Source organism: Rhizorhabdus wittichii, from assembly GCF_017607425.1.
Classification (GTDB): domain Bacteria; phylum Pseudomonadota; class Alphaproteobacteria; order Sphingomonadales; family Sphingomonadaceae; genus Rhizorhabdus; species Rhizorhabdus wittichii.
This window is the reverse complement of the sequence record NZ_CP059320.1, coordinates 151,492-175,553: the sequence shown is the minus strand read 5'-3', so window position 1 is coordinate 175,553 and position 24,062 is coordinate 151,492. Positions and strand designations below refer to the sequence as shown.

The window sequence follows — 24,062 nt, the reverse complement described above, 5'->3', positions numbered from 1 at the left end:
GAGAAGGTGTCATGGTTGTGCCGCTCCGGGTCACGCTTGACAGATCAATCGACACGATGAGCATTGGTTTCAGCACGCCGTTGATGGGGGGGGGGCATGTTGGGATACTATCGGACGGGTCTCGTCCTCGCGGCCCTGACATTCACGGACTCGGCTTTGGCCCGTGGAGGTGACGCACTGCGCACGGTGGAGGTCATCCACATGAGTCCTTCAGAGACGGCGCAATTGCGAATGGGCGACCGAACGTCAGACAGTGCACCGGCTGGCTTTCGTTTGCTTGATATCGCGCGGGGTCGGGTCGGCGATGCGATGCGAGAGAGCTTCGATGATATTGCCAGCGTTGGCATTGGGAGCGCCAGCTCAGGTGATGCGGGCAATAGGCGATCCGCGCTTCCACCTTTTTCCGATATCGCGGTTCCGGGATGGATGCGAGCGCCGCAATTGGCTGTCGGGCCGGTCGCCAATCTCGGGTTCGCCCCAGGGTGCATGATTGCTCCCTATCGCCCGTCTGGATTTTTACCGCTCCATGTCGAGGCACGCCGCCGCACAGCCTACGATGCCATGAGTGCAGCAGCTTGCGCCGCGGGCATTCCGGTGGGCCTGTTCGACGCACTCATCCTCTCCGAAAGCGCCTACAACCCTGAAGCCGTGTCGCCCAAGCGCGCCTATGGCCTCGCGCAGCTCATGCCTGGTACAGCCGCCGGGTTAGGCGTGGATCGCTTCGATCCGCTTCAAAATCTTGAGGGCGGCGCGCGCTATCTGCGCGCGCAACTCGATAACTTCGGCCAAGTGCATCTGGCACTTGCAGCCTATAATGCCGGACCCGGTCGGGTAAAGGGAGGGCGCGTTCCACCGATCGCGGAGACGCAGAGCTATGTCCGGGAAGTGCTGGATAAATGGACGCGCCTGACAAGCCAGAACCGAACCGTCGCCTCGACAAGATTCCCTGCTCCAGAGCCGGATCAGTCCGCACGGGTTGAACGCGTGCGCGGGGCGGCTATCCAGGTCTTCTAAACGGCTCAAATATCCCGATCCCAACCAATCGCTCTCTCGGCGGCAATTCGTGTGATCTCGTTCACCAATCTCTTCACGACAGCCCGCTGGAGACCAGCTGCCCATTCAGGACGCACGTCGGAATCGTCAATGTGGTCGAGTTCCTCGAGTGCAGCGATGAGCTCGACAGGCAGATAGCGGAATACCACGCGAAGCAAAGCGATCACAGCACGGTAGCGCGGAGAGTCAAGCACGTCGATATTGCCGAAGGCCTCGACGCAGATGACCGCTTCGAACACATCTATGTCGAGTGCGCTCAAGAGCGCCTTCAATTCATCCAGGCTTATGGGGGGGCGACGAACTGGATCGCTGTGCAAAAGAAGCCCCAAACGGGATTTCCCGATACCGGTTCGACAGGCAAGTGTGCGCAGGCTCACCCGATGCAAGCGCATGATACGAAGGATGAGATCGACATAGCCATTCAGCCCACTGGCCGATTTGGCTTCGATCGCCGTCTGATCCGGTTCGTCCGTTGAGGACATGCGTGGTCCCCTCGCCGCGCCGTGAGAACTAATCGAAAAAATCATAGATTGCTGATTCTAGCAAGGTGCAGCAGAGCCATGCAACCAGTCTAGAGATTTATGCGGAGAGCAAGACCGACCTTTCGTGAAGCGCAAATTAGCTTGTTGGCGAAGCAGAGGCGTCCGAGTCGTCAAGGCCAAGTTTCGGAAGCACGCGTGTTGCGCTGTGTTCGACGAGGTAGTCATAGATCAACAGCGCGATCGCGTCGCCGACCGTCAACGTGTCGCCGATTGTGTGCGAGAGTCGCTTTTTGATTTCAACCAGCGACTGCGCGCTGGTTCGAGAGATATTGAGATGTATGCGAATGTCTCCGCGTGTTGGTAGGGCATCAAGATATTCACGTAAATCTGCGGGATCTAGGCTCTCGGCCACAGTCGGATTGTTGATGCGATGCGTCAGGAGCTGCGCAAGTGTCTGATAGCGAAGCGTCTCATTCGAGTGCAGCCGTATGCTCTCGGTGGTCAGCTTGAAAAGCTCCGCCGATATGTCCAGCGCATAGCTGCGGGAACGGCCTGGCATCTTCAGCTTCCCTGCGAAATGGACGCTTCCATCAAGGTGTCGGCCGAACGATCGGCCTTCCCGACAAAGCGACTCGCTTCAAAGCAGATTATCTGATTCGCGCGTGTCCCTAAATCCCGGACATGTTGTCCTGAAATGCTCACCTGCTTGTCCCGCTTCAACGTATCCCCTGTCCGCCTTATCGGGACAGTATTAACGATTCATCGCAAAGTTGGAAAAAAGTCTACGCCTGCGGCAACCGATGCTGTTGCCGACGATCGATCCTCGCAAATCTCTATCGATGGGACGGCGACCATGCCGTTCCCAATGCCTCGAAAGGGATCGATATGACCGAGACCGCAATCAAGAAATCAGGCCACGCCGAGCTAGTCCTTTTGCTGCTCGCGCTGGTGCTCATCACGTTCTTTTGGGCAAGCGCCGCCTATGCAGGTGCGGACACGACCTTCAACACCGCCCTTACCAAGTTCACCGACTTCCTCGAAGGCTCAGGCGGCAAGATCATCACTGTGCTTTCGCTCGCTGGCGGCATCGTCGGCTTGGCTTCGGGCCGCTTCAGCCTCGGTCAAGTGGCAATCCCGGTCGGTGTAGGTGTCGGTGCCGGCACCGGTATTCCGATTGTCACCTCCACGGTCACCGCGACGATCTGATCAACCGACAGCCGTTGCCGGTCGCCGCCTCATGCGGCGCGCCGGTCAACAGGGGGGTGGTGTATGGCGGCCGACACTTACGTCATTCCGGCGCATCTGGATGATCCCGAGTTAATCGGGCTCTGGACGCTGGACGAGTTCCTCGCGATGGTCATTCCGTTCGCGTGGGGCGTCCTGACCCAGCATATCCTTATCGGTCTATTTCTGGCGTTTGCTGGCTGGTGGGGGTTGAGAAAGGCGAAGTCCGGGCGCGCGGCCTCCTGGCTGATCCATCTGGCCTACTGGTATTTGCCGGCAGGCTTCCTGGGCCTCCGGGCGACACCACCTTCCTACCTTCGGTTGATGGCAGGCTGACATGGAGCTCGGCTACAGCCACGCTCAGGGCCAGCGGGTGCTCAGACAGCGCAACCTCCTTGCGCTCGCCACGCTGCTTCTCTGTGCCCTCGTCATCGTGCTCTTCCTCATCGCTTCGACCCGTGACCGCGAGATCGTGCTCCAGCCCGTCCTGCGCTCGAACCTGACCGTGAGCAGCGCCGGGGTGTCGAAGGACTATCTCGAGATGATCACGCGCGATGTCGCCGTGCTCACGTTGAACCGCAGCCCACGTAACCTCGAATACTGGATGAACGAGGTACTCGAGATAACTCATCCCGGCTCGCAAGGTGCGATCAAGGGCGAACTCCTGAAGATCCTCGACGAGCAACGCGGCTCGAGCATTTCGCAGACCTTCACGATCCAGTCGATGAAGGTCGATCCCAATGCGCTGGTTTCCGAAGTGGCAGGCGAGTTGCAGACGATCGTCGGCAACCGAGTCATCTCGGTCGAGAACCGGCAGTTCCGTTACACCTGGGACTATACCGGGCTCAGCCTCAAGCTGGTCGGCTTCGGCATGGTCACCGACAAGCCCGGGGAGAAGAGCTGATGGTCATGTGGGCGATCGGCACGCTTGCGGCAGGCACTGCGCTTTCATCGCGGTCCTGGTGCCTGATGAGCCGCGGAGCAGGTGCCGTGCTGCTGGCGATCGGCGCGAGCCTGGCCTTTACCGGGCCAGCATGGGCAGATCAGACGGTGATGGCTGCCGACGGGTCGCGGGTCGATTGTGCGGCATCGTCGCGCGATCTCACCCGCATCAGCCTCGTGGAAGACCAGTTCGCCTCGGTCTCCAAGGTCTCGACGGGCAATCCCGCCGAAGATTTCACTGTGGTCAACGAACCGGTGCGCGGCGATATCTATCTCTCGGTTCCCGAGGGATATTCGCGGCCCTCGCTCTCCTTCTTTGCCACATCGAAGCGCGGCTATGTCTACAAGCTCGTCTGCCGCATTGCAGGCGAGGACGCCGTGCAGGTGTTCATCTCCAATCCGGCGATCGCGAGCGAACGCGCTCCTGCGTCGACGCATGGCCGCGTGGAACCGCGCGAACAGGCAGCGGCTCTGGTGCAAGCGATGTATTCGCAATCAGTCATCGACGGCTACCAGATGCGCCAGTCGGTGCGCAGTCCGGTGCAGGTCGGTACGCTCCGGGTGCAGATGATCGCGGAGTATCGCGGCGCCGAACTCAACGGCCGGGTGCTGCGGATTGAAAATCGCGGGAAGGAGGCGGTCGAACTCGATGGCGCAACGATAGCGCCTGCGAGCGCAGTTGCCGTTTCGGTCGCCGAGCCACGCCTGGCGCCCGGCCAGGTGACCACCGCCTATCTCGTCACGCGTACCGGAGAACGGCAATGAACCTGCGCACGCTTTTCTCACGCGAGCGCAAGCCGCTCGACGCCGCGGACATTTCTCCGGTTGGTGACGATCTTGCCGGCAACGAGGCCGTGCGCCGCAGGCAACGCCTGCTGCTTGGCGGTGCTTCCGGTGCCCTCCTGATCGCATCAGCCTTCTGGATCTTCGACGATGGCGACGCGTCCGACGCTGGAACCTCCGGGGCGCAGGACGTGAAGATTGCCACCGACGATATGGTCAACCGCAACATGTCCGAGCGGGAATGGATGGCCGCTTCGGAGAACCGCTTCCAGTCCACCGAGAACCAGCTGAAGTCGGTCGGGATGCAGCAGCAGCGGATCGACCAGCTCGCGCAGCAGGTGGCAGCCCTCCAGGGCCAGAACCAGTCGATGGCCGCCGACGGCCAACGGGTGCTCAGCGCCTATCAGCAGGAAAACGAGCAGCTGCGCGCGCAGGTGAACGCGGCAAGGGCCGCTCCGCCGGTGACGCCCACGCCTGGACCCGCCGCGATGTACGGTTCGGGGTCGCCGGGCACCTATCAGCAGCCTCCCGGAACCGCGGCTCTTGCCGCCGCGCCAGTGTCCCAGGTGAAGGTGGTGGCCTTTGAGACAGGCGGGGCCGCGCGCGTCGAGCGCGGCAACACGGTCTATTCGGACAGTCCTGACTACCTGCCGCCCAACAGCTTCGCGTCGGCGCGTGTCATCGTCGGCGTCGATGCGGGGGCTGGCGTCAACAGCCAGACCGATCCGCTCCCGGTGGTCCTGCGCATTACGGGCCCGGCCCGTTCGGTCATCCAGAACGGACGAGTGCTGACGACACGGATCGAGGGCTGCCTGGTCAATGGCGCGGCGCGCGGCGACCTATCGTCCGAGAAGGTCTACGTGAAACTCCAGAAAATGACCTGCGAGCAGCCTGGCGGCCGTGTCGCTGTGTCGGAAGTAAAGGGTTTCATTGCCTTTGCCGGCAAGACCGGCGTTCGCGGCCGTGTCGTCAGCCGCGAAGGGTCGCTCGTGACCCAGGCGTTCCTTGCCGGCCTTGTGGGTGGGTTCGGGCGCGGCTTCAGCGCGAATACGAGCACGATCCTCTCGGGCACCAACATCAGCACCAACGGAAAACGCGAACGGCTCTCGACCGGCGAGATTCTCGAAGGTGGCTTCGGCGAGGGCGTCGCGCAGACCGGCGACATGGTCTCGCAATATCTGATCGAGCGGGCGGAGCAATATCAGCCGGTCATCGAAATGCCGACTGGCGTCGACGTCGAGATCGTATTTCTGGAGGGCGCCTATGTCCGTAACTGACACAATGCATCCGCTACGACGCCACGGCGTTCGCGCCGGACTGATCGCAAGCGCGTTGCTGCTGGCCGGGGCTGGCGTCGCCTTCGCCAAGGGCTTCGCCTGGCCGGATGGAGACAAGGTGGCGGCGCTTCTCAAAGCCCGCCTGCCCAAAACCGAAGTCAGCAAGGTCGACTGCTCGCGGATCGGAGGCCTGTGCGAGGTCGTCGCCGGCAGCAATCTCTTTTATGTCGACAGCTCGGCGCGCTATCTTGTCATCGGGCGCGTGTACGACATGGAATCGCGCCAGGACCTTACGGCGGCGCGGCTTCTCGAACTCAATCCCGCGATGCTGCTCGGTGGCGCTGCCAGCAGCAGGAGTACCGACGGCGAGGACCTCGCAGCCCCCGCGGTCGCTTCGCCGGCGGCGGCCGCGCGCGGTGAGCGCATGCGCGCGCGGCCGGACCGCATTCTATCGCTTGCCGGACTTCCCAAGTCAGGCGCGATCGTGTGGGGCGCAGCGTCCGGTCCGACCGTCACCGTGTTCAGCGATTTCACGTGCAGCTATTGCCGGGCCCTCAGTGGGGTGCTCGCCGAACTCAATGTTCGCGTCGTTGAGCGCCCGATCTCAATCCTCGGAAGCCGCGCGCTGAGCGAGCTCGTCTATTGTGCGAAGGATCCGGCGCGCGCCCTGCGCCGTGCCTATGCGGGCGACACACTGGAGCCTGCCAGCTGCGACACCTCCGGCCTCGATGCGAATGAGCGCTTCGCAACCGCGAACGGCATTGCCGGCACGCCGGTCATCGTGCGCAGCGATGGCGCGATGATCGAGGGCTTCCGGCCGAAGGAAACCCTGGCCGCCTGGCTGAAGGGAGCACGGTGATGTCGACCCGGAAGATATCTTTTCACCTTCGAGCGGCGGTGCCGATCATGGCGCTTGGCCTCCTCGGCGGCTGCTCGATCCTAAATGGCAATGTGAAGGGCAGCTTCTCATGCCGCGCACCGGACGGCACTTGCGCGCCGACCTCCCGCATCGACGATGCGGCGGTGGCCTTGCTGGCAGGCGAAGCGCCGCCTGAAGCTCGACCGGCAGCGTCTCGCTGCACGGGCGGACGATGCGCATCCATGGGTGGCACGGTCGCAGCCCGGCCCGTCAATGCCCCCTTGCGTCGTTCGGGTGAGAAGTTGCTGCGCATCATGTTCCCTGCCTACATCGACGATCTTGGTCGCCTCCACGAGGCAAGCGCTATCCATGCCGTGGTCGAAAGCGGGGATTGGATCCCGGCGAGCGAGGGCCGGTCCGCGACGGCTACCGATACGCCCTCCGCAGCCCGCCCAGCGGCGGGGCTGGCGGGAGCCGCGCTCGCCGCACCGGCGCTTTCGCCTGGCCCTATGCCAACGACGGTCGACCCGGACGCGCCGACATCGGAACAGGTCGATGCCGCACGGGCGCGCAAGCACGTTTCGGTGGAGCAGATCCGCGCCCAGGTCGAGGCGGTACTGGAAAAGCCCAAGGATGCCGTTCCAGCGAGCACTGCGCCAGCTGCAGCGTCCCCGCCCGCGCCTCCGTCTTCGCCAGGCGGCGAGACCGGCGCGACCACAGTCCGCACGCCCGGCCTCCCTGGCGCTCCGGAGGAAGATTGATGGGCGCGTCGGGCCTCTTCGGCGGGATCGTCGATCGCGTTCTTGGTGCAAACGGGCGGCCTGATGCACCTCCGCCGGGTCTCGGCGTGCCGATGCTGGCCCACTGGTTGCCCTATCGCAGCTTCGACCAGAAAACGTCGCTTTTCTTCAATAGCGGGTCGCGGGGTTTCGCAATCGAGGCGGCACCGCTGGTCGGCGGAGATGAGCGGACGGCCGAGATCCTGACCCAGTTCCTCTCGGAGGCCATCCCAGCGCAATGCTGCGTCCAGATTCTACACTGGATGTCTCCCCGGATCGGGGACCGGGTCTCGCAATGGTTCGTGCCCCGCTACCGGGCGCGTGGCATCTACGAGCGCATGGCGCGACACCGCGCCGATTATCTGAGCGCCGGGGTGTGGCGGTCGCTGTCGGCCGACGCCCCCTTCCATCTTCGCAATCATCGTATCGTGATTTCGGTGAGCGTCCCCGATACCGCATCGGTAACAACCGACGCACTGGTTTCGGTACGAGAGGGCCTCGTCTCGACGCTCCAGTCGATCGACGTGCCAACCCGCGTGTTCGATCCCGTCGCGCTCATCGCGCTCATTGACGACATGACATCTCCGACAACGGCGGCGGGTGACGATCCGACCAGCTACAGTCCGTTCGACCCGATCGCGGACCAAGCCGTCCGGCGCGACATCGAACTCAGGATCGAACCCGACCGGCTCCTGCTGCGTACCGAGCGCTTCCGTCCGACGGGTGCGGATGTCGATGGCGCGCCCGAGATCGGCGAAATCTATCCCGACACGTTCGACCTGCGCTCCTTCTCCGTTCGCAACCTGCCGAACCGCTGGGCGCCGTGGGACGTGGCGAGACTGATCGGCGACCTGTTCACGGACAAGCTGCGCATGCCCTGTCCGGTCGCAACCGTGCTTTGTCTTCAATATCCCGATGAACAGGCGTCCGCGAGCAAGGCGGGCTACAAGTTCATGCGGACCACCAGCCTCGCCGATTCCAAGTCAGCACGCTTCCTGCCGCAGCTGCGCGAGCAGTCGCGCGAATGGCAGTATGTCCAGGATGAGCTCCGCCAGGGTCGCAAGCTCGTGCGTTGCTTCTACTCGCTGACCTCGTTCTCGCCCAAGGGGCAAGGCGACGCTCATGAGCGTATTGTGAAGTCCGTTTATCGGGCAGCGGGCTGGGATCTCCACGACGATCGCTACCTGCAGATCATGGGCCTGCTCTGCGCTATGCCGTTCACGCTTGCCGACGGTCTCGCCCGCGATCTCGAACGCATGAAGCGCATGCGCACCATGCTTACGACCACGGCCTGCAATCTTGCACCGCTGCAGGGGGAGTATCTGGGCGGTCCGATCCCGCATCTCCTGCTGGTCGGCCGGCGCGGACAGCCCTTCTTCTGGTCACCTTTCGAGAACGCCGCCGGCAATCATAATGTCGCAGTGTTCGGCAAGTCGGGCTCGGGCAAGTCGGTTGCGCTTCAGGAACTGTGCGCATCGCTATGCGGCGCCGGGGCGAAAGTGGTGGTGATCGACGACGGACGTTCGTTCGAACATTCTGCGAGACTCCAGGGCGGGGCGTTCGTCGAGTTCACGCTTGGCTCGGGCTTCTGCCTCAATCCCTTTGCCATGATCGACGGCGCGCGGGCGGAGGAGGACGAGGACTATCTGCTCGATTGCATGGCGATGCTGAAGGCGATCGTCGCGCAGATGGCCCGCCACATGGACCGGCTGAACGATACCGAGCGGGGGCTGATCGATGGGGCGGTCAACCAGATCTGGAACGAGAAGGGCAGGGCGGGCAGCATCGACGATGTGATCGCCGCGCTCGATGCCACCGGCAACATGCTTGCCGGAGATCTCGCCATCGCCATGCGCCCATTCTCGAGCGCAGGCACCTATGGCCGCTTTTTCAGTGGCGATGTGAGCTTCCAGCTCGAGGCCGATTTCACCGTATTCGAGCTTTCCGACCTCGCGTCGCGCGAGGAGCTGCGTTCGGTCGTGCTGACCGCGATCATGTTCATGTCTTCCCAGGCGATGCGCCGGATCGACCGCGCGATCCCCAAGGCGCTGCTCCTCGACGAAGCCTGGCAGATGCTGCGTGGCGGCGCCATGGCCGATTTCATCGAGACCTACAGCCGGACGTGCCGTAAATATGGCGCGTCGCTCATCACCGCGACCCAATCGCTCAACGACTATTACAAGTCGGACGGATCAAAGGCCGCGCTCGAAAACAGCGACTGGTTCGTCATCCTTCAGCAGAAGCCGGAAACCATCGCCGATTTCAAGAAGCACGACCGCTTCGACATGGATGGCCATACTGACGCGCTGCTCCGCTCGTTGAAACGCAACGGCACGGAATATTCCGACATCATGATCAAAGGCCCGGACACGCTGGCGCTGGGCCGGCTCGTACTCGATCCCTTCTCGGCCGCGGTCTATTCGTCGAGCCCCCGCACCTTCGCGGCGATCGAGGCAGGCGTGCGCGATGGCCTCACGATCGAGGAAGCAATCGAACGGTTGCTAGAACCGGCGACCGAAGCAAACGGACAGGAGGCGAGCGGCGGGGTTCCGCTCGCAGCGGAATAGCCATGCCTGTCCCCGGACGCATCGTGCTGCACCGCCACCGTCCTCCGCGGCGTCGCCGTGCATTGAACTGGCAAGCGCTGATTTATCATGGGCTTCGCACAGCGGGATGGGCTGCGACCAACATGCTCGTCGTCCTCGGCCTGTTCATCTGCTTCCTGGCTTTGCTCGGCAATCTCAGCTTCGATGGTTTCTTCCTCCAGCTGAACAATCTTTCGGCGCGCTATCTCGAGGCCGGTGCACGGCGGCAAGGCTCGTTCCAACTGCTGCTGGTCGGCCTGACTGCCGTTCTGTTCCTGATCGTGGGCGTGCTCCGCTGGCATAACCTGCGGCAATCCGGGTCGTCGGGGGGAGAGACAACATGACCGATCTTTCACGCGAACCTGAGCTCGATCTCCCACGCCCTGCCGGCACTGAGCAGCCGCGCAAGCGCCGAGCCGCGTTTGCAGGTCTTTCGGTGCTGCAGCTCGCAGCCCTGGCGATCCTCCTTGCCACTCTCGCCTGGGGTATGTGGGTAACGCGCTCCTTGCTCTCACCGCCAGCGCAACAGCGCATCGTGGCGGTAAAGCTGTCCGGTCTTGTCGGCGAGTATATCCAGGCGCAGGCCCGTAGCGCGTCGCCGCCCGAGCAGGTCGAGCACGAGATGCGTGCCTTCATGGCATCGCTCGATGGCCAGATGGCTGCGCGCGCCGCCAAGGGTGAGACGGTTCTGGTCGCGGAAGCGGTCCTCACGCGCAATGTCCCGGATATCACCGATGAAGTGCGAAGGGCGGTTTATGCGAGCGGCATCGCAATTCCGCGTCCTGCCTCTCCCGCCGAACTCCAGGCCAGGATAGGTGGTGGCTCTCCCGCTCCCGGACCGGCTGCACCGCAAACCGGACCCACAACGGCCTCACCTTTCGGGAGCGCGCCCGATGGCCCGGCCAACTGAAACCCGCGGACCGGTCAGGCAGCGCTGGCTGCTGCTCGGCCTCATTGGGATTGGCGGCATCGCCGCGAGCGCGCTGTCGTCCTGGCGTGAGGACCACGCACTATTCATCAACGCTTCTGAATCCCTGCCCAACTGGGCCTTCACCATCGATCGGGGCAGGGCACCCAAGCGCGGCGATTATCTCTTCTTCGTCCCGCCCGCGAACGCGCTCGTGCGCGCGCATTTCGGCGAGAACCCAGGCGCGTTCGGCAAGATCGTCTATGGCATGGCCGGCGACACCGTCGAACATCGAGGCGCAGAAGTGCTGGTGAACGGGCGCCTCGTGGGCACGATGAAGCAAGTGACGCGGCGGGGCGAGAAGCTGACACCCGGGCCGATCGGCACGGTGCCGGAGGGCTGCTATTTCGTGGGTACTCCGCATCCCGACAGCTTTGATAGCCGCTACGGTGAAATCGGGTTCATCTGCGGCCCGCAAATTCTCGGCACCGGGGAGGCGGTGCTGTGAGGGCTCCCGTCCTTCGCATGGTCGGGACAGGCCTTCTCATCGCCGTCGGCGCCACAGCGTCCACCCAGGCGCGCGACTATGGAACGCAGGCGCAAGCCTTTCCGATCATCGAACCCGACCTGCTGGCGACGATCGAGGCCCGCTTGGCCCGGCTCCAGTCATCGGGCCAGATCGACGCGCTCAATCAACAGTTCGCGCGCCGCGTCGAGCAATCCGTGCGTCGGCCGAAGCCGGTCGCCGGCATCACACCCGCGACCCGCGAGAGAAGCTGGCAATTTGATCCGGCGATGGTCGTCGAGCGCGACATCCGTGACCAGAAGGGCAATCTCATCGCAGCCGCAGGGCAGCGCGTGAACCCTCTCGATTTCGTGACGGTGCGCCAAGCACTTGTTTTCGTCGACGGCGACGACGCCAGGCAGATGGCATGGGCGACCGGGCGGTGGAGCGCGACGGACGCCAAGATCATCCTCGTCGCGGGCTCGCCGATCGACGAGATGACCAACCGCAAGCGCCGCTTTTATTTCGATCAGAATGGTGTGCTGACCGAGAGGTTCGGCATTCGCCATACGCCGGCGGTCGTGAACCAGGCTGGCAAGGTCATGCAGGTGAGCGAGCATGTTCTGCCCCGTCGGGAGGCAAAATGATGCCCCTTTGGTTCGACATGCTGCGCACGCCCATGGCGGCCCCCGAGACGAAAGGGCTTCGCCGCAAGCGTCACCTCTGGCAGTTCCTGTGCGTTGCACTCGCAGTCTCGATTTTCTGCCTGCAACCGTTGCGCGCCGCCTTTGGACCCAGCGTCGGACTGCTGTGCGCCGCATTGCTGTTGGCCGTGCTCGTCTGCGGCATCCGCTATTTCCGGGCGAAAAATGCGGCCGATGACGCGTGGATTGTCGGGCGGCAAGGGGAGGGCGAACCATGAGGCCGCTCCGCCTTCTCGCCGCTGTGCTTGCGCTGTTCGGCTCGCTCGCGCTCCTTCCGGGCCGCGCGGAGGCAGTCGGATGCTCGGGCAAATTCGTCAATCCGGTAACCGACGTCTGCTGGTCGTGCCTGTTCCCGCTGTCGGTGGGAGGCCTCAAGATCTGGCCGAGCGGCCGCCCTGATACGAACAATCCAGCGTCGCCAATCTGCGCTTGCGCAGACCCGCTCCCGCGCATCGGCATTGCGGTCGGCTTCTGGGAGCCGGTCCGGCTCGCGGACGTGACGATGAAGCCGTGGTGCTTCGTCAATCTCGGCGGCAAGAAGATCGCCCCCGGCTTCGACATCGGCCAAGGCATGCTGGCAGGGCCGAGCCAAGTGGGAGGCAAGAGCCAGAACACCGCCAAGTGGCATGTCCACTGGTATGTCTATCCCTTGCTCTACTGGATGGAGATCCTCACCGATTTCCTTTGCTTCGAGCAGGCGTCATTCGATATCGCCTATATGACCGAGATCGATCCGCTGTGGCAGGACGATACGCTGACCGCGCTCATCAACCCCGAGGCGGTGGTGTTCGCCAATCCGCTCGCGGTCGCTGCCTGCGCTGGCGATTGCGTGACGGGGACGGTCGGCCTCCCGCTGGACTCGCTATTCTGGTGCGCGGGATGCCAGGGTACGATGTACCCGCTTAACGGCAATATCCCTTCGCATATCGGCCATGTGCAGTCCTCGCGGCTCGCGCTCTCGCGCTTCGCCTACAAGATGCACCGCATGGGGCTTGCCTGGGGCACGATGGGCTCGAAGGGCCTGTGCAACAAATATCTGATGCCGATCATGCGCAAGCAGCAATACCGGTTCCAGATGACGAATCCGATCCCGACAGTCTCGGGACGGTACGCCTGCTCGGCCGTAGGGGCCTCGACCATGCCGCCCGACGCCGGACGCGCCTACCCCGCCGCAGGCGAGGACATGGGTTACCTGGTCTGGCGCAAACGCAACTGCTGCATGTTGTAGGGAGGAAACGATGCGTCGCGCCATCCTGATCGCATCGATCGCTCTGGCAAGCCTCGCCGGCGGCGCCGCGCTGTGGGCGCAGTCGGCCGACGATATCGACGTTCAGGCGATCAAGGCTCGGGCTGCCGCCATGGCCGATGATGCCGAGGCCTTCGTCGCGCATGTAAAGGATCGCGGCGACGCGCTGCGCGAGGAAGCGACAAAGACGGCCGATGGGGGGCGCAATAACCTGAAGCGCCTCTCGCCCGCCGCTCTGCCCACCGGGCCCAAAGGTGTTGTCGATTTTGACGAACTGGTGGCGGGCGCGGTCGGCAATCTCGACGCGCCGCGCGGGCAGGCGCCGCAGTTCATCGCCTTTGCGAGCCTGTCGATGCCTGAGGAATCCTTGAAGCGGATGATCGCTGACGTCTCACGCGCAGGCGGTGTCGTGGTGTTCCGGGGCTTTCCGGACAATTCGATGAAAGCGTTCCAATCCGCGATCGCGCGGCTTGTCGAGGACAAGGCGGATTATGCCAGCATTGGGATCGATCCGCGTCTGTTCCGGGCATTCGAGATCCAGGCCGTCCCGACCTATATCGTGGTCGGCTCAGATTTCGACCTCTGTGAAGGCTTCCGCTGCAAGACGGTGGTTCCGCCCAATGACCGGCTGACCGGCAATGTCACGGTGGAATATGCGCTCGCTTCATTCGCCGATGGCAGCGGCCCCGGGGCGAAGGTCGCGGCGGTCGCGCTCGGTAATCTTCGGAAGACGCAGCCGTGAGGCGCGGCCTCGCCATATTTGCGGTGGCCATGCTCGTGAGCGCCCAATCGGCGCTGGCGCAGGAGACGACGGCTGATGCGCGAGCTGAGGGCAAGGCAATGGCCGAGGCGTTCCGTCAGGACGGAACGCTGGTTCCGACCACGGATGGCCAGGCTTTTGAGGTGCCGGGCTATCAGGGAACGACGCTTCCGCAGTCCACCTATTTCAACGATCCGGACAAGATGGTGTCCGATGCATCGGCGCAGACCTCATCGCATGAAGGCTATAATACGATCGTCGAGGGGGATCGTGTCCGGCCCAAATTCGATGCGGCCGAAATCAAGGCCGACATCGCACGCGGGCGTGCGATCGAGGATGATCCCCAAGCCTATCTCGACGGCGAGGACATCAGCGGGGGGCAGGGGAGCTGCATGCCGCTGCCACCGAGCCAGATGCCCGAGGGCTGGTATGAAACCAGCTGCAATGTCGGCACCAAGCTCACGGAGCAAAGGCGCTCCTGCACGATTCCCCTGAACGTCGTGGTCGAGAAGCGCGAGACCTATACCTATTGGGCCGGACGCATGAGCACGATGCCAACGGACGGCGGCGTCTATCCCGCGCGGGCCGCGTTCGACGACGAGGTCGCGAGCGGAATCTGCCAGGAAACGCGGGCGATCGACTATTGCAGCAATTTCGGGCCGTTCGGCTTTACGCCAGCGCCCTCATGCCCCTCACTGGGCCATACGGCCTACGAGCTGAAATGCAGTAGGCCGGCACAAGGCATCATACCGGGCTACTACCACCCGGGCATTGTTCTCGCCACGGGCGAATACTGGCTGTCGAAGGATGTAGAGGCGTCCACGGTAACGTCAACACGCAATGAATCGGCCTGTGCCTCACTGGCTGGTGACAGGATGTGCATCGAACCGGAAGAGGCCTGCACCTCGAGCGATCCGGTGACGCGGATCATCGACGGGGTGCCGGTGACGCAACCGTGCTGGGCGTGGACGCGGAGTTACCTCTGCCACACTGCTTCCGCGGGCAACGACTGTTCGTCTCTCGAGGCCAATGCCCAATGCAGCTTCGTGCGCGAGGAATGCCTGGACGACGACGACAGCTCTCCGGGCTGCGAGGTGCGCGAACGCGTTTACCGCTGTCCGGTGCCGGGTTCGGGCGGCGACGCCGACGAAAAGCAATATATCTGCGGTGACGACGTTTACTGCCTCAATGGCGAGTGCGAGACAATCCAGCGCGAGGCTTCGACCGAGCTGAAGGACGCGCTGGTCGCGCTCCATGCGCTCGGCCAGGCGAATAACGAGTTCAATCCCGATGAGCTGACAGTGTTCAGCGGCGAGCGCGACACCTGCCATAAGCCGGTGTTTGGGCTCATCAATTGCTGCGCCGGCAAGGTGTCGGGCCTGCTCACGGTTGGCGCCGGAGCGGCCGCGCTCGCCGGTGGACCGGCTGCCATTGCCGCTCTGGCGACGCCGTTCCTCACGCTCTTCGCCTGTTCAACCTCCGAGAAGATGCTCGACATCAAGGACCGCATGGGTTTCTGCCACAAGGTCGGAACTTACTGTTCGAGCAGCTTTCTCGGCATCTGCAAGACCAGGCGAACGGCCTATTGTTGCTTCGAGAGCAAGCTTTCGCGGATCATCCAGGAGCAAGGCCGCATCCAGCTCGGCAAGCCTTGGGGCAAGCCGAAGACGGAGCAATGCCGGGGATTCTCGATCCACGAATTCGCTAGTCTCGACCTGTCCAAGATGGATTTCACCGAAGTCTACGCCGAGTTCATCGACGCCGCGAAACTGCCCGATGAAGTGCAGACGATGTCCGACATCCAAAAGAAGATAGAGGAATATTATGCCCGATCCGCTCCCGGCGGCGGCTGACGTGCCGCATCGGCCCGCGTTCAACCCGGTGTCCCTCTGGCGCCGTGGTTCCGTCTCTCGTGAAGCGAAAAGGCATACGAGACGCAGCACGCCGTTCGTGCTGGCGGCGCTCGCGATGGCGGCCGCGGCACTTTCGCTCATATCGTCGTCAGCGGACGCGCAGGAGGGGGCGGGCCAGGCAGCAGGCGATCCCTTCTATTGCGGAGAGCGGCGCCTTGGCACCTGGTTCTATTGCGATCCTTCGCGCCGCATCCCGAAGGAAAACTCTCCGCCGCCTGCCGAGCCCGCGACGCAGCGGCTCGCGGCGGTCAGGGCCACGCTCAATGAGCTCAAGGCGCGGGCGATTCTCGATCCCAGCGAAGAGAATGTGATCGCCTATGTCCGTTTCCAGCGCGAACAGCTTGATCGGGCCTCGACCTTTTCCGACGTGTGGCAGCGCGCGCTCTGGCAAAATCCGGATATGGACTACACCTTGCAACGCCCGGTATCGACCCTGGGCAAGCGGCTGTGGATCGACAATCGCAAGGCGGACCGGGACGCAGTGCTCACTCGCCTCGGCGAGCGTTATGGCCTCTTCTACTTCTATGCGCAGAGCTGCGCGGCGTGCGACGTCGCCGGCCCGATCCTGCGTTCGGTTGCGGATAGCCATCGCCTGACGGTGATGGCCGTTTCGATGGATGGCGGTCCTTCAAAGGATTTCCCCAACTATCTCGTCGACAGCGGCCAGCGCGAGCGCATGGGGATTCCCGGTCGGGAAACGCCGGCTCTGGTGCTGTTCGATACCGTGACGAAGCGAACGCTTCCGGTGGGCTACGGCATCTTGTCGGCCGACGAGATCATGGACCGTATCTTCACCCTTACCAACACCGCAGTCGGGAGTGACTTCTGATGCGACGCTCCATTCGATCGGCAATCCGCTCCGCCACGTCCACGGTCGCCCTGCTCGCTACGCTCAACCTCGCGATCACGCCATCAGCGCAGGCGGGCGTCGCGAGCGAAATGAACGCTTTCTTCAACGACGCGGGCGGCGCCGCCAACGTCACTGGCCCCAGCGCCTTCGAGGGCCAGTCGGCGGGTTACTACTCGCTAGGGAATCTCTGGACACGCTTTCCTCAGAAATCGGTGTCGCCGTTCAATCTCCAGCTGCCCTCGGCAAGGGCGGGTTGCGGCGGCATCGACCTGTTCTCGGGCAGTTTCTCCTTCATCAACACCGCCGAGATCGTCGCGATGCTGAAGGCGACGGCCAACAATGCGCTGGGCTTTGCGTTCAAGTTGGCGATCGATTCCATCAGCCCGGAAATCGGCAAGGTCATGGATGAGTTCGCGCAGAAGGCGCAGCTCCTCAACCAGATGAACATCAGCTCGTGCGAAACCGCGCAGGCGCTCGTCGGCGGGATTTGGCCGCAGATGGACACGACGCGCGCGACGATCTGTGAAGCTGTTGGGAACAGCCAGGGCATCTTCTCGGATTGGGCATCGGCCCGGCAGAATTGCAACAACGGCAATCGTCGGGATTCGACAATCGCGGCGAACAACGATCCTGCGATGAAGGATCAATTGGTCGGTGAGCCGCACAATTATACCTGGGAGGCGCTCCGCAAGTCGCAAAAGTTCGGCGCGTTCGACAAGGAATTCAGCGAATATATCATGACGCTCGTCGGCACGGTCGTGACGCGGCCCTCGACCGATCCGAGCGTTGGCGGTCAGGTGACGATGATGGGGCCGGCAGAGGAGGCCGTGGTCACGGCCCTGCTCGACGGCACCGCGGGCGGCGCGACGGTCAACATCCTGCGCTGCGATGAAGAGACGCTATGTCTCAACATCTCGACCCAGACCCTCACGATCCCCGAAAGTGCTGCGTTGCGCCCGCGCATCGCCGCAATGATCAAGGATATCGCGACGAAGATTCGCACGGATGTGGCGATCGATGCAGCCGAGAAGCAATTGCTCAATATGTCGAGCATCCCACTCTTCAAGATCCTCGCGGTGCAGTCGGCCGCGCGCTACACGCTGACCGATGGTGAGATCCAGACGCTCGCCGAGATCGTATCGGTCGACATCCTCAATGCCATGATCGACAACATGCTCGATCGCGTCGAGCAGGCGAAAATCCACTATCAGACCTTCGATCAGGAAACCGCGGCACAGTGGCGCCAGCAGATCGCGGCCACGCGCCAGAAGTTTCAGCAGCGCGGCGTGCGGCTCGATCAGAAACTGCAGGTGACCATGCAGATCATCGACCGCTCGATCATGCTGGAATCGACGCTGCAGAACACAATGACGCCGGGGATGTCGGCGGCGCTCAACTTCTCCCGCGGGCTCAGCGCGCAGGGTCTCCAATAGCGGGAAAGGAAGGCCGGCCATGCTCGAGGTCTTCACGATCGGCGGCGGCGAATACATCGTCAACACGTTCAACGCGGTTGCGGCCTGGGCTGGAGGAGGCGGCTACCGGTCAATGCTGCGCGTCGTCATGGTGATGGGCCTCATCTATTCCCTGCTGGTGGTGGCGTTCAACCTCGACTGGCGCGCCTGGCTGAACTGGTTCCTGCAGGCCACCGCGATCTACATGTGCCTGATGGTGCCCACCGTCGGCATCAAGGTGACGGACCGCCTCAATCCCTCGCTGGCTCCGGCGACGATCGACAATGTTCCAATCGGGCTCGGGGTGATCGCCAGCTTCACAAGCCAGGTAGGCGACTATTTGACCCGCACCGCCGAGACGGTGTTCGTCATGCCGACATCGCTTAATTATACGACCAACGGCATGGTCTATGGCGCGCGGCTGTTCGATGCGACGCGCAACCTGCGTATCCGCGATGCCGAGTTTTCGACCAACCTTGAGGAGCATTTCAAGGCATGCGTCTTCTATGACGTGATGCTCGGCTTCAAGTCGATGACCGACCTTGCCAATGCGCCGGACCTGTGGGCGGCGATCGGACCCGGTTCGCCCGCGCGGTCGCAGATCTGGATTACACGTATTTCCGGCGGCGGCGTCGAGAGCCACATTCGCACCTGCAGCGACGCCTATGCGGCACTTGACGCGCAGTGGACGCCGATGATCGAGGCCAACCTGCCGATCTGGGGCAAGGAACTCTACCCCAAGCTCAGCAATGCGCTGGCCGCCCAGAAGCTGCGCGACGACGTGCCGGTGATCAACCACGCATTCACCGGAACCGCGGGCGGTCATGTGAGCATCCTGCGGCAGAGCACTGCGATCAACGCTTTCATGCAGGCGCGCAATTCGATGTCGGGGAGTACCGGCGCGGCGGCGATTGACACCTTCGCCATGACACGAGCCGATATCCAGGCGCGAAACACCTATGGCTCGATCGCGCAGCAGGCAATGAGCTGGGTTCCTATTCTCAACATCGTGCTGACCGTCGTCTTCTTCGCGATGTTCCCGGTCATCTTTCCGCTGTTCCTCATGCCGCGAACCGGCGTGCCGACCCTCAAAGGATACACGGCGGGATTCTTCTATCTCGCCGCCTGGGGTCCACTCTATGTCGTGCTGCACATGATCATCATGAGCCGTGCAACCGGCTCGGCCACGGCGATGGCGCCCAGCGGCGTGACGCTCTCGACTTATGCCGGCATCGGAGCGGTCAATGAGGAAACTGCGACGATCGCGGGATTCCTCCTGATGAGCGTGCCATTCCTCGCGGCGGGAATGGCACGCGGCGCGATGGGGATCGCGAGCCATTCGATGGCGATGCTGGCCCCCGCTCAAAATGCGGCCGAAGCGTCGGCGCTTGAGCAGACGACAGGGAACTACTCATACGGAAATGTCAGCTACGCCAACAGCTCGGCCAATATGCGTCAGTCCGATCAGTGGTCGACGGCGCCGAGCTACATGGCCGGCATTCCGAGATTGGATTACCGCGCCGACAACGGAGCGATCATCTCGAGCTATGGCAACGGCCAGGAAGTCATCGACACGACAGGGGCAATCTCGCGGCTCGCGTTCACGCCGACCATGTCGACGAACAGCGTCGCCGAGATGCGCGAAGTTGCCTCCGAGGCAAGGCGGCAGGCGGAGTCTTATCGCAATACCGCAAGCACTCTCCTCACCGCCACCGATCGGGACGCATCGGTTCACACGCGCTCCAGCGAAACGACCTCCGGCGTTGAAAGTGCCAGCGGGTCGCAGTCTGCCACATCCGTCGATCGTTTCGATCGCCGAACCGCGAATACGTCGGAAGGCATCGAGCAGTCTAACACAGATAGCGATCGCTTCTCGGTGGCGAACAACAGGGGGCGGCAAGCCATAGTTCAGCAATCGGTCGAAGGTCAGGCCGGTGCTGGACTAGGGGGGCGCGGGCGGGCTGGTGGCGGTAGCGGTGGTCCGTTTTCTGGCTCGTTGGGAGCGAGCACCTCCGCGCGCGGAACGCAGCAATCAGATTTGAGCCACTCGACCAACCGCAATATCTCCAGCGAGGATCGTAGCTCGGCATCCAGCAGCTTCCGTGATGATCATGCGAGTGGGAACAGCGCCAGCGAGTCCGTCGGCACCTACGATCGATCGGGCAGTTTCAGTCGGTCTTCGATCACGGACTCAAGCGCGAGGATTTCCGAAGAGAGCCTTGCCCTGGCCCAGTCCTACCAGCGGTCGGCCGAGAAGCTCGACGAGATCGCCCAGTCGCTGTCGCGTGACGCCAGCTACGCGGAGTCGCATGGGCTCAATCTCAGCGAGAACCTGAGCCAGGATCTGGCCCAATGGTATCGCGCAGAGCAGGCGCGCAATCCGGCGATCAATGTCCCTGACCTCTGGGCCACTGACTTGTCAGCGCACGATCGCGCGACGCGCGGCGCGATGATCGAAAGGTGGATGGACGATCGCCTCGAGACCATTCGTGAGGAGATTCGGTCAGAGATTCAGGAGCCGAACTTGGTGTCCGTTCAGCGTCCCGATGTCGCGTTAGAAAGCGATGTTCGCGGTCACTACACACCTTCAGGAGGTGGCCGGCGACCCTCGGGCCCGGGAGGCGGAAACGATCCCGGTGCGGCTGCGGCGATCATCGATCAAGGTCGCAAGGAGATCGATGAAGGTCGCGCCGCCGCACAGACAGGAAGGGCGGTCAACAGGCAAGGAGGTTCGCGTGCAAGGTCGGAAGTGTCGGACAGTCACAATGTCGGCTTTTTCAACGATCCTAAACTACGCGACTAACGAATGCACTCAAATGATAGTCGAGACGAACGCAAAAAAGGCAAGAATGCCGACAGCAAAAGCGAGTCCGAGGACGACCTGCCAAGTCGTCGGCACGGCACTAGGCACATCCACGGAATCATCCGCTGGGAGGTACTCAGTCCAGTCAACTTTTGTAGCATGCACTGCACCCGCAGGTGAGTCCTTAGTTGCGTTGTAAGTGTCCCAATCGAACCGGCTCATCGAACTGCCTCCTAGCTTGAACATAGCACGAACAAGGATGCTTTCAAAGCAATTGGGGCACACGTGAAGCGCTTTATCTGGACCGGAGGAAATGTGAAAGACCGGAAGAGATCAGAACTCGAGAAGCTGCTGTCCGATCCAGCGACAAGTTTCTGGCTCAAGGCCGCGCTGCGTTCCGCGCTGACACGGGATCCCCTGGATGCTGAGCGGGATGCCGGAACGCTTTATCTCGTATTGCGCTGTCGGGCCGAACAGGCGCTGACGGGCGAGGTCACGCCGATGCAGGCTTGCCCTCACGTGCGGGGCAATGTGAGAGCCGATCGCGATGGGTGAGACACGCCTGTTCGCTCACGCGGGAAAACCGCCGACCAGACGTTGTCGGCATTCACATCGAACGCGTCAGTTGGAATATCCCGGGCGTCCTCGATCAGTTCTCGGGCTCTTGGAGCAACAAATGCGGGCTGATATTCAGACCCTTGGCTATTCTTTCAATGTTATCAATGGACACGTTGCGCTCGCCCCGTTCGATGCCGCCGAAATACGTCCTGTCCATCTCTATATCATATGCGAAATCTTGCTGGCTGAGCCCACGCTCCTTCCGGAAGCGGCGAATATTGGCGGCCACGATCTGTCGCAGTTTTCCAGGATGGGTGCGTTTCACCCTTCATTTTTCACCAGCAAGATGCTTATAAGGCGACGGGTTTTAAGCATCAATTCACCGCCTCGTGCTTACGGTGGGTTTCAGGGGAACCAAGGAGTGATGCTTGCGTGAACAGCCATTTGCCTGTGGGCCGACTGGCCGAGCGACTTGAAGCCCTCTCAAGAGAACAAGTCTGGCTGGCGATCGTCATCGTAACAGGCGGAATCGCTTTCGTCGACCGCGCCTTGCCGGGGATTGGCTTTGCACCGGTGTACATGACCGTCATCTGCGCCGCTTGCTGGAGGCTGGGGCCGCGTTCTGGCTATTTTGTCGCCATTGTTGCGGCATTCCTGGCGGTGGCACCCTCGCTGGAAGCTGCCCCGGCCGCTTCCCCTGCGATGCTGGTAATTCGCGTGGGGATCAGGATCGTCATGTTCGTGTTCCTCGCTGCGACCGTCACCAGCTTTCGTTATTCCTATGACCGCGAGTTGTTTCATGCCCATCAGGACCGAATGACCGGGACGCTGAACAAGGAGGTCTTTCACCGCCGGTCCGCCAAGATGATGGAGGATGCGAAGCATAAGGATCAAACTCTGCTCCTCCTTATCCTCGATCTGGATGATTTTAAGGCTGTGAATAGCCGTGAAGGCCATCGCGCGGGAGACGAGGTTCTGCGCGCCTTCGCAAATGGCGTATCGTCGATCATGCGACGGGAAGACCTGGTAGGCCGGATCGGCGGCGACGAATTCGCCTTGCTCGTTCGTGTGCCGTCGATGACAGAAGGGCAAGTTTTCGCATTAGATCTCCATGCGCGCCTCTCGGCGCTGCTCGCGTCATCCCCTCATCAAGTAACATGCAGCATGGGCGCGCTACTGATTCCACCCGAGGATGCGCGAAATGCCAGCGAACTGATGCATGCGGCTGATCTCGCGATGTACCGCGCCAAGCAAACTGGCAAGAACGCGGTCGAGATCGCCACGGTCGAGGAGCCGCAGCCGAACGCACGTATCCGCCGTCACGGTCGGCACAGGCAGAGCCTTGCCTGAAATATCTTGCCCCTAGCGCTGTGAATCGACGGGAGTTCCTCGATCGCGTCGAAAAATGCCGAAGGCTGACGATAAGAGCATCGGAGGCCGGACGATTGCGATCCCCGCACTATCGATGTGGAAGCAGAGCGATAGGCAAAGTCATTCCGGAGAAATTCAAGCATGCCGTCCTCATTTCCACCTTCCGCGACCGATGAATTGAACGCTGGTGCGGCTACGCGTCTGCGCCCCGCCGGAAAGGTACGCCGTATCTTCCACCGTCATATGCTGCGATTTGACGAGCGCGTTTGCCGATATCTGCGTTTCCCTCCCGCTTATGATCTGCCAGACAACGAGACAGGCTCGACGATGCGGGACTTTCTCGAGCGCCTCGCATCAGGGCGGGTCCGAGCCTACTATGCAAACGGATTGCAGGTTCCGCGTTCTCTGTTCCATTCGAGAATTGCCGTGCTTCTCCTTTCGCAGGAGGCCCATACGCGCGCGATCGTTTCCACACCGTATTTCTTCTCGAGCCGTCTCGAAATTGTGTTGAACGGCCGCGATCTCAAAGGCCCTTGGGGCGGCCTGTTTCGCGTTGGAGGGGGTTCTGCCTAGTGGTGAGTTCGCCGCCACCCATCATTCAGCGGCAAGCCAAGATTGTAGTTGTTTGCCACAATATGTCACTTGCACCATGCAAGACAATCTGTTGCAGATTCGACCGCCTATGCCTATACAGTCCATACTGTGCATAACGGACCCAACCATGACAATTCAGGTTACTATAACACCGAATGGGCGGATGAGCCTTCCTGCCGATCTTCGCAAGCGCCTCGGCCTTGCTGATGGCGGCGCGGTATTTCTCGAGGAAACGGAGGACGGTGTCGTTCTCCGTACCGCCGCGCAAGCGGTCGCACACGCGCAGGCGATTGCCAAACGGTTCGCAACGTCCAGGAAGGACGACGCATCTGTTGACGCATTCCTAGCCAACCGCCGCGTGGAAAGCGGCGAATGAGCGATATCGTTCTGGACGCTTCGGCGCTCCTGGCAATGAG

27 protein-coding genes are annotated in these 24,062 nt (G+C 62.3%); 23 read left to right on the top strand and 4 right to left on the bottom strand.

Annotated elements, in window-relative coordinates; translation table 11 throughout:
* Window positions 1-96 precede the first annotated feature (96 nt).
* Window positions 97-1,014, top strand: coding sequence for a lytic transglycosylase domain-containing protein (locus tag HRJ34_RS28310; protein ID WP_208634499.1), 918 nt, complete (start codon window positions 97-99; stop codon window positions 1,012-1,014).
* Between the two features lie 5 nt (window positions 1,015-1,019).
* Here HRJ34_RS28310 and HRJ34_RS28305 read toward each other — a convergent pair whose 3' ends face one another.
* On the bottom strand, window positions 1,020-1,535 hold the full coding sequence (locus HRJ34_RS28305; protein WP_208634498.1) for a helix-turn-helix domain-containing protein: 516 nt from the start codon (window positions 1,533-1,535) through the stop codon (window positions 1,020-1,022).
* 136 nt (window positions 1,536-1,671) lie between these two features.
* Window positions 1,672-2,094, bottom strand: coding sequence for a hypothetical protein (locus HRJ34_RS28300; RefSeq protein ID WP_208634497.1), 423 nt, complete (start codon window positions 2,092-2,094; stop codon window positions 1,672-1,674).
* 326 nt (window positions 2,095-2,420) lie between these two features.
* On the opposite strand from HRJ34_RS28300, the gene HRJ34_RS28295 reads away from it, so the two are divergent.
* From HRJ34_RS28295 to HRJ34_RS28205, 19 genes are all read left to right on the top strand, one after another.
* A complete protein-coding gene (locus HRJ34_RS28295; protein WP_208634496.1) occupies window positions 2,421-2,741 on the top strand; it encodes a TrbC/VirB2 family protein in 321 nt (106 codons plus the stop codon).
* Window positions 2,742-2,804: 63 nt separating this feature from the next.
* On the top strand, window positions 2,805-3,095 hold the full coding sequence (traL, locus tag HRJ34_RS28290; RefSeq protein ID WP_006960957.1) for a type IV conjugative transfer system protein TraL: 291 nt from the start codon (window positions 2,805-2,807) through the stop codon (window positions 3,093-3,095).
* Window position 3,096: 1 nt separating this feature from the next.
* On the top strand, window positions 3,097-3,663 hold the full coding sequence (locus HRJ34_RS28285; protein WP_208634495.1) for a type IV conjugative transfer system protein TraE: 567 nt from the start codon (window positions 3,097-3,099) through the stop codon (window positions 3,661-3,663).
* Window positions 3,663-4,466 carry a type-F conjugative transfer system secretin TraK gene (locus tag HRJ34_RS28280; protein ID WP_208634494.1) on the top strand — a complete coding sequence of 268 codons (804 nt, stop codon included), beginning with the start codon at window positions 3,663-3,665 and terminating at the stop codon, window positions 4,464-4,466. The genes HRJ34_RS28285 and HRJ34_RS28280 overlap by 1 nt, the downstream gene beginning before the upstream one ends.
* A complete protein-coding gene (locus tag HRJ34_RS28275; protein WP_208634493.1) occupies window positions 4,463-5,761 on the top strand; it encodes a TrbI/VirB10 family protein in 1,299 nt (432 codons plus the stop codon). The genes HRJ34_RS28280 and HRJ34_RS28275 overlap by 4 nt, the downstream gene beginning before the upstream one ends.
* Window positions 5,748-6,620 (top strand): DsbC family protein, encoded by an 873-nt coding sequence (locus HRJ34_RS28270; RefSeq protein ID WP_208634492.1) that lies wholly within the window; start codon window positions 5,748-5,750, stop codon window positions 6,618-6,620. The genes HRJ34_RS28275 and HRJ34_RS28270 overlap by 14 nt, the downstream gene beginning before the upstream one ends.
* The gene (locus HRJ34_RS28265; protein WP_208634491.1) at window positions 6,620-7,381 is read left to right on the top strand and encodes a hypothetical protein; all 762 of its coding nucleotides are present in this window, start codon (window positions 6,620-6,622) and stop codon (window positions 7,379-7,381) included. The genes HRJ34_RS28270 and HRJ34_RS28265 overlap by 1 nt, the downstream gene beginning before the upstream one ends.
* On the top strand, window positions 7,381-9,966 hold the full coding sequence (traC, locus tag HRJ34_RS28260) for a type IV secretion system protein TraC (protein ID WP_208634490.1): 2,586 nt from the start codon (window positions 7,381-7,383) through the stop codon (window positions 9,964-9,966). Before HRJ34_RS28265 ends, traC begins: the two co-directional genes overlap by 1 nt.
* A gap of 122 nt (window positions 9,967-10,088) precedes the next feature.
* The gene (locus tag HRJ34_RS28255) at window positions 10,089-10,328 is read left to right on the top strand and encodes a hypothetical protein (RefSeq protein ID WP_006952526.1); all 240 of its coding nucleotides are present in this window, start codon (window positions 10,089-10,091) and stop codon (window positions 10,326-10,328) included.
* Window positions 10,325-10,894: a type-F conjugative transfer system protein TrbI gene (locus tag HRJ34_RS28250; RefSeq protein ID WP_208634489.1), complete on the top strand. Its 570-nt coding sequence runs from the start codon at window positions 10,325-10,327 to the stop codon at window positions 10,892-10,894. Before HRJ34_RS28255 ends, HRJ34_RS28250 begins: the two co-directional genes overlap by 4 nt.
* Window positions 10,878-11,399 carry a S26 family signal peptidase gene (locus HRJ34_RS28245; RefSeq protein WP_208634488.1) on the top strand — a complete coding sequence of 174 codons (522 nt, stop codon included), beginning with the start codon at window positions 10,878-10,880 and terminating at the stop codon, window positions 11,397-11,399. Before HRJ34_RS28250 ends, HRJ34_RS28245 begins: the two co-directional genes overlap by 17 nt.
* A 17-nt stretch (window positions 11,400-11,416) precedes the next feature.
* Window positions 11,417-12,043 (top strand): type-F conjugative transfer system protein TraW, encoded by a 627-nt coding sequence (gene traW, locus HRJ34_RS28240; RefSeq protein WP_208634487.1) that lies wholly within the window; start codon window positions 11,417-11,419, stop codon window positions 12,041-12,043.
* Entirely contained in the window at window positions 12,043-12,318 is a 276-nt protein-coding gene (locus tag HRJ34_RS28235) for a hypothetical protein (protein ID WP_208634486.1), read from the top strand. The genes traW and HRJ34_RS28235 overlap by 1 nt, the downstream gene beginning before the upstream one ends.
* Complete coding sequence (gene traU / locus HRJ34_RS28230) at window positions 12,315-13,328, top strand: conjugal transfer pilus assembly protein TraU (RefSeq protein WP_208634485.1); 1,014 nt, start codon at window positions 12,315-12,317, stop codon at window positions 13,326-13,328. Before HRJ34_RS28235 ends, traU begins: the two co-directional genes overlap by 4 nt.
* A gap of 10 nt (window positions 13,329-13,338) precedes the next feature.
* On the top strand, window positions 13,339-14,088 hold the full coding sequence (trbC, locus tag HRJ34_RS28225) for a type-F conjugative transfer system pilin assembly protein TrbC (protein ID WP_208634484.1): 750 nt from the start codon (window positions 13,339-13,341) through the stop codon (window positions 14,086-14,088).
* 29 nt (window positions 14,089-14,117) lie between these two features.
* Window positions 14,118-15,959, top strand: coding sequence for a conjugal transfer protein TraN (locus HRJ34_RS28220; RefSeq protein ID WP_208634607.1), 1,842 nt, complete (start codon window positions 14,118-14,120; stop codon window positions 15,957-15,959).
* Window positions 15,960-16,074: 115 nt separating this feature from the next.
* Entirely contained in the window at window positions 16,075-16,848 is a 774-nt protein-coding gene (locus HRJ34_RS28215) for a conjugal transfer protein TraF (protein ID WP_208634606.1), read from the top strand.
* Window positions 16,848-18,302: a conjugal transfer protein TraH gene (locus HRJ34_RS28210; RefSeq protein ID WP_208634483.1), complete on the top strand. Its 1,455-nt coding sequence runs from the start codon at window positions 16,848-16,850 to the stop codon at window positions 18,300-18,302. The genes HRJ34_RS28215 and HRJ34_RS28210 overlap by 1 nt, the downstream gene beginning before the upstream one ends.
* A 19-nt stretch (window positions 18,303-18,321) precedes the next feature.
* On the top strand, window positions 18,322-21,123 hold the full coding sequence (locus HRJ34_RS28205) for a conjugal transfer protein TraG N-terminal domain-containing protein (protein WP_208634482.1): 2,802 nt from the start codon (window positions 18,322-18,324) through the stop codon (window positions 21,121-21,123).
* A gap of 9 nt (window positions 21,124-21,132) precedes the next feature.
* Here the strand turns inward: HRJ34_RS28205 and HRJ34_RS28200 are convergent, their stop codons facing one another.
* Window positions 21,133-21,345 (bottom strand): hypothetical protein, encoded by a 213-nt coding sequence (locus tag HRJ34_RS28200; RefSeq protein WP_208634481.1) that lies wholly within the window; start codon window positions 21,343-21,345, stop codon window positions 21,133-21,135.
* Between the two features lie 63 nt (window positions 21,346-21,408).
* On the opposite strand from HRJ34_RS28200, the gene HRJ34_RS28195 reads away from it, so the two are divergent.
* A complete protein-coding gene (locus HRJ34_RS28195) occupies window positions 21,409-21,678 on the top strand; it encodes a hypothetical protein (protein ID WP_208634480.1) in 270 nt (89 codons plus the stop codon).
* A 94-nt stretch (window positions 21,679-21,772) separates the two neighbouring features.
* On the opposite strand, the gene HRJ34_RS28190 is transcribed toward HRJ34_RS28195, so the two are convergent.
* A complete protein-coding gene (locus tag HRJ34_RS28190) occupies window positions 21,773-22,006 on the bottom strand; it encodes a helix-turn-helix domain-containing protein (RefSeq protein ID WP_208634479.1) in 234 nt (77 codons plus the stop codon).
* A gap of 107 nt (window positions 22,007-22,113) precedes the next feature.
* On the opposite strand from HRJ34_RS28190, the gene HRJ34_RS28185 reads away from it, so the two are divergent.
* Both HRJ34_RS28185 and HRJ34_RS28180 read left to right on the top strand, forming a co-directional pair.
* Window positions 22,114-23,031 carry a GGDEF domain-containing protein gene (locus HRJ34_RS28185; protein ID WP_208634478.1) on the top strand — a complete coding sequence of 306 codons (918 nt, stop codon included), beginning with the start codon at window positions 22,114-22,116 and terminating at the stop codon, window positions 23,029-23,031.
* A 742-nt stretch (window positions 23,032-23,773) separates the two neighbouring features.
* Complete coding sequence (locus tag HRJ34_RS28180) at window positions 23,774-24,022, top strand: AbrB/MazE/SpoVT family DNA-binding domain-containing protein (RefSeq protein WP_208634477.1); 249 nt, start codon at window positions 23,774-23,776, stop codon at window positions 24,020-24,022.
* Window positions 24,023-24,062: the final 40 nt, after the last annotated feature.

Bases quoted from the DNA above. Each gene is read 5' to 3' on its own strand.
- HRJ34_RS28200 (WP_208634481.1), bottom strand. From the start codon at position 21,345: ATGAGCCGGTTCGATTGGGACACTTACAACGCAACTAAGGACTCACCT.
- traW (WP_208634487.1), top strand. From the start codon at position 11,417: ATGGTCGGGACAGGCCTTCTCATCGCCGTCGGCGCCACAGCGTCCACC.
- HRJ34_RS28210 (WP_208634483.1), top strand. From the start codon at position 16,848: ATGCGACGCTCCATTCGATCGGCAATCCGCTCCGCCACGTCCACGGTC.
- HRJ34_RS28300 (WP_208634497.1), bottom strand. From the start codon at position 2,094: ATGCCAGGCCGTTCCCGCAGCTATGCGCTGGACATATCGGCGGAGCTT.
- HRJ34_RS28250 (WP_208634489.1), top strand. From the start codon at position 10,325: ATGACCGATCTTTCACGCGAACCTGAGCTCGATCTCCCACGCCCTGCC.
- trbC (WP_208634484.1), top strand. From the start codon at position 13,339: ATGCGTCGCGCCATCCTGATCGCATCGATCGCTCTGGCAAGCCTCGCC.
- HRJ34_RS28295 (WP_208634496.1), top strand. From the start codon at position 2,421: ATGACCGAGACCGCAATCAAGAAATCAGGCCACGCCGAGCTAGTCCTT.
- HRJ34_RS28275 (WP_208634493.1), top strand. From the start codon at position 4,463: ATGAACCTGCGCACGCTTTTCTCACGCGAGCGCAAGCCGCTCGACGCC.
- HRJ34_RS28215 (WP_208634606.1), top strand. From the start codon at position 16,075: ATGGCGGCCGCGGCACTTTCGCTCATATCGTCGTCAGCGGACGCGCAG.
- HRJ34_RS28235 (WP_208634486.1), top strand. From the start codon at position 12,043: ATGCCCCTTTGGTTCGACATGCTGCGCACGCCCATGGCGGCCCCCGAG.
- HRJ34_RS28280 (WP_208634494.1), top strand. From the start codon at position 3,663: ATGGTCATGTGGGCGATCGGCACGCTTGCGGCAGGCACTGCGCTTTCA.
- traL (WP_006960957.1), top strand. From the start codon at position 2,805: ATGGCGGCCGACACTTACGTCATTCCGGCGCATCTGGATGATCCCGAG.
- HRJ34_RS28180 (WP_208634477.1), top strand. From the start codon at position 23,774: ATGACAATTCAGGTTACTATAACACCGAATGGGCGGATGAGCCTTCCT.
- HRJ34_RS28205 (WP_208634482.1), top strand. From the start codon at position 18,322: ATGCTCGAGGTCTTCACGATCGGCGGCGGCGAATACATCGTCAACACG.
- HRJ34_RS28305 (WP_208634498.1), bottom strand. From the start codon at position 1,535: ATGTCCTCAACGGACGAACCGGATCAGACGGCGATCGAAGCCAAATCG.
- HRJ34_RS28270 (WP_208634492.1), top strand. From the start codon at position 5,748: ATGTCCGTAACTGACACAATGCATCCGCTACGACGCCACGGCGTTCGC.
- traU (WP_208634485.1), top strand. From the start codon at position 12,315: ATGAGGCCGCTCCGCCTTCTCGCCGCTGTGCTTGCGCTGTTCGGCTCG.
- traC (WP_208634490.1), top strand. From the start codon at position 7,381: ATGGGCGCGTCGGGCCTCTTCGGCGGGATCGTCGATCGCGTTCTTGGT.
- HRJ34_RS28245 (WP_208634488.1), top strand. From the start codon at position 10,878: ATGGCCCGGCCAACTGAAACCCGCGGACCGGTCAGGCAGCGCTGGCTG.
- HRJ34_RS28265 (WP_208634491.1), top strand. From the start codon at position 6,620: ATGTCGACCCGGAAGATATCTTTTCACCTTCGAGCGGCGGTGCCGATC.
- HRJ34_RS28310 (WP_208634499.1), top strand. From the start codon at position 97: ATGTTGGGATACTATCGGACGGGTCTCGTCCTCGCGGCCCTGACATTC.
- HRJ34_RS28255 (WP_006952526.1), top strand. From the start codon at position 10,089: ATGCTCGTCGTCCTCGGCCTGTTCATCTGCTTCCTGGCTTTGCTCGGC.
- HRJ34_RS28285 (WP_208634495.1), top strand. From the start codon at position 3,097: ATGGAGCTCGGCTACAGCCACGCTCAGGGCCAGCGGGTGCTCAGACAG.
- HRJ34_RS28220 (WP_208634607.1), top strand. From the start codon at position 14,118: ATGCTCGTGAGCGCCCAATCGGCGCTGGCGCAGGAGACGACGGCTGAT.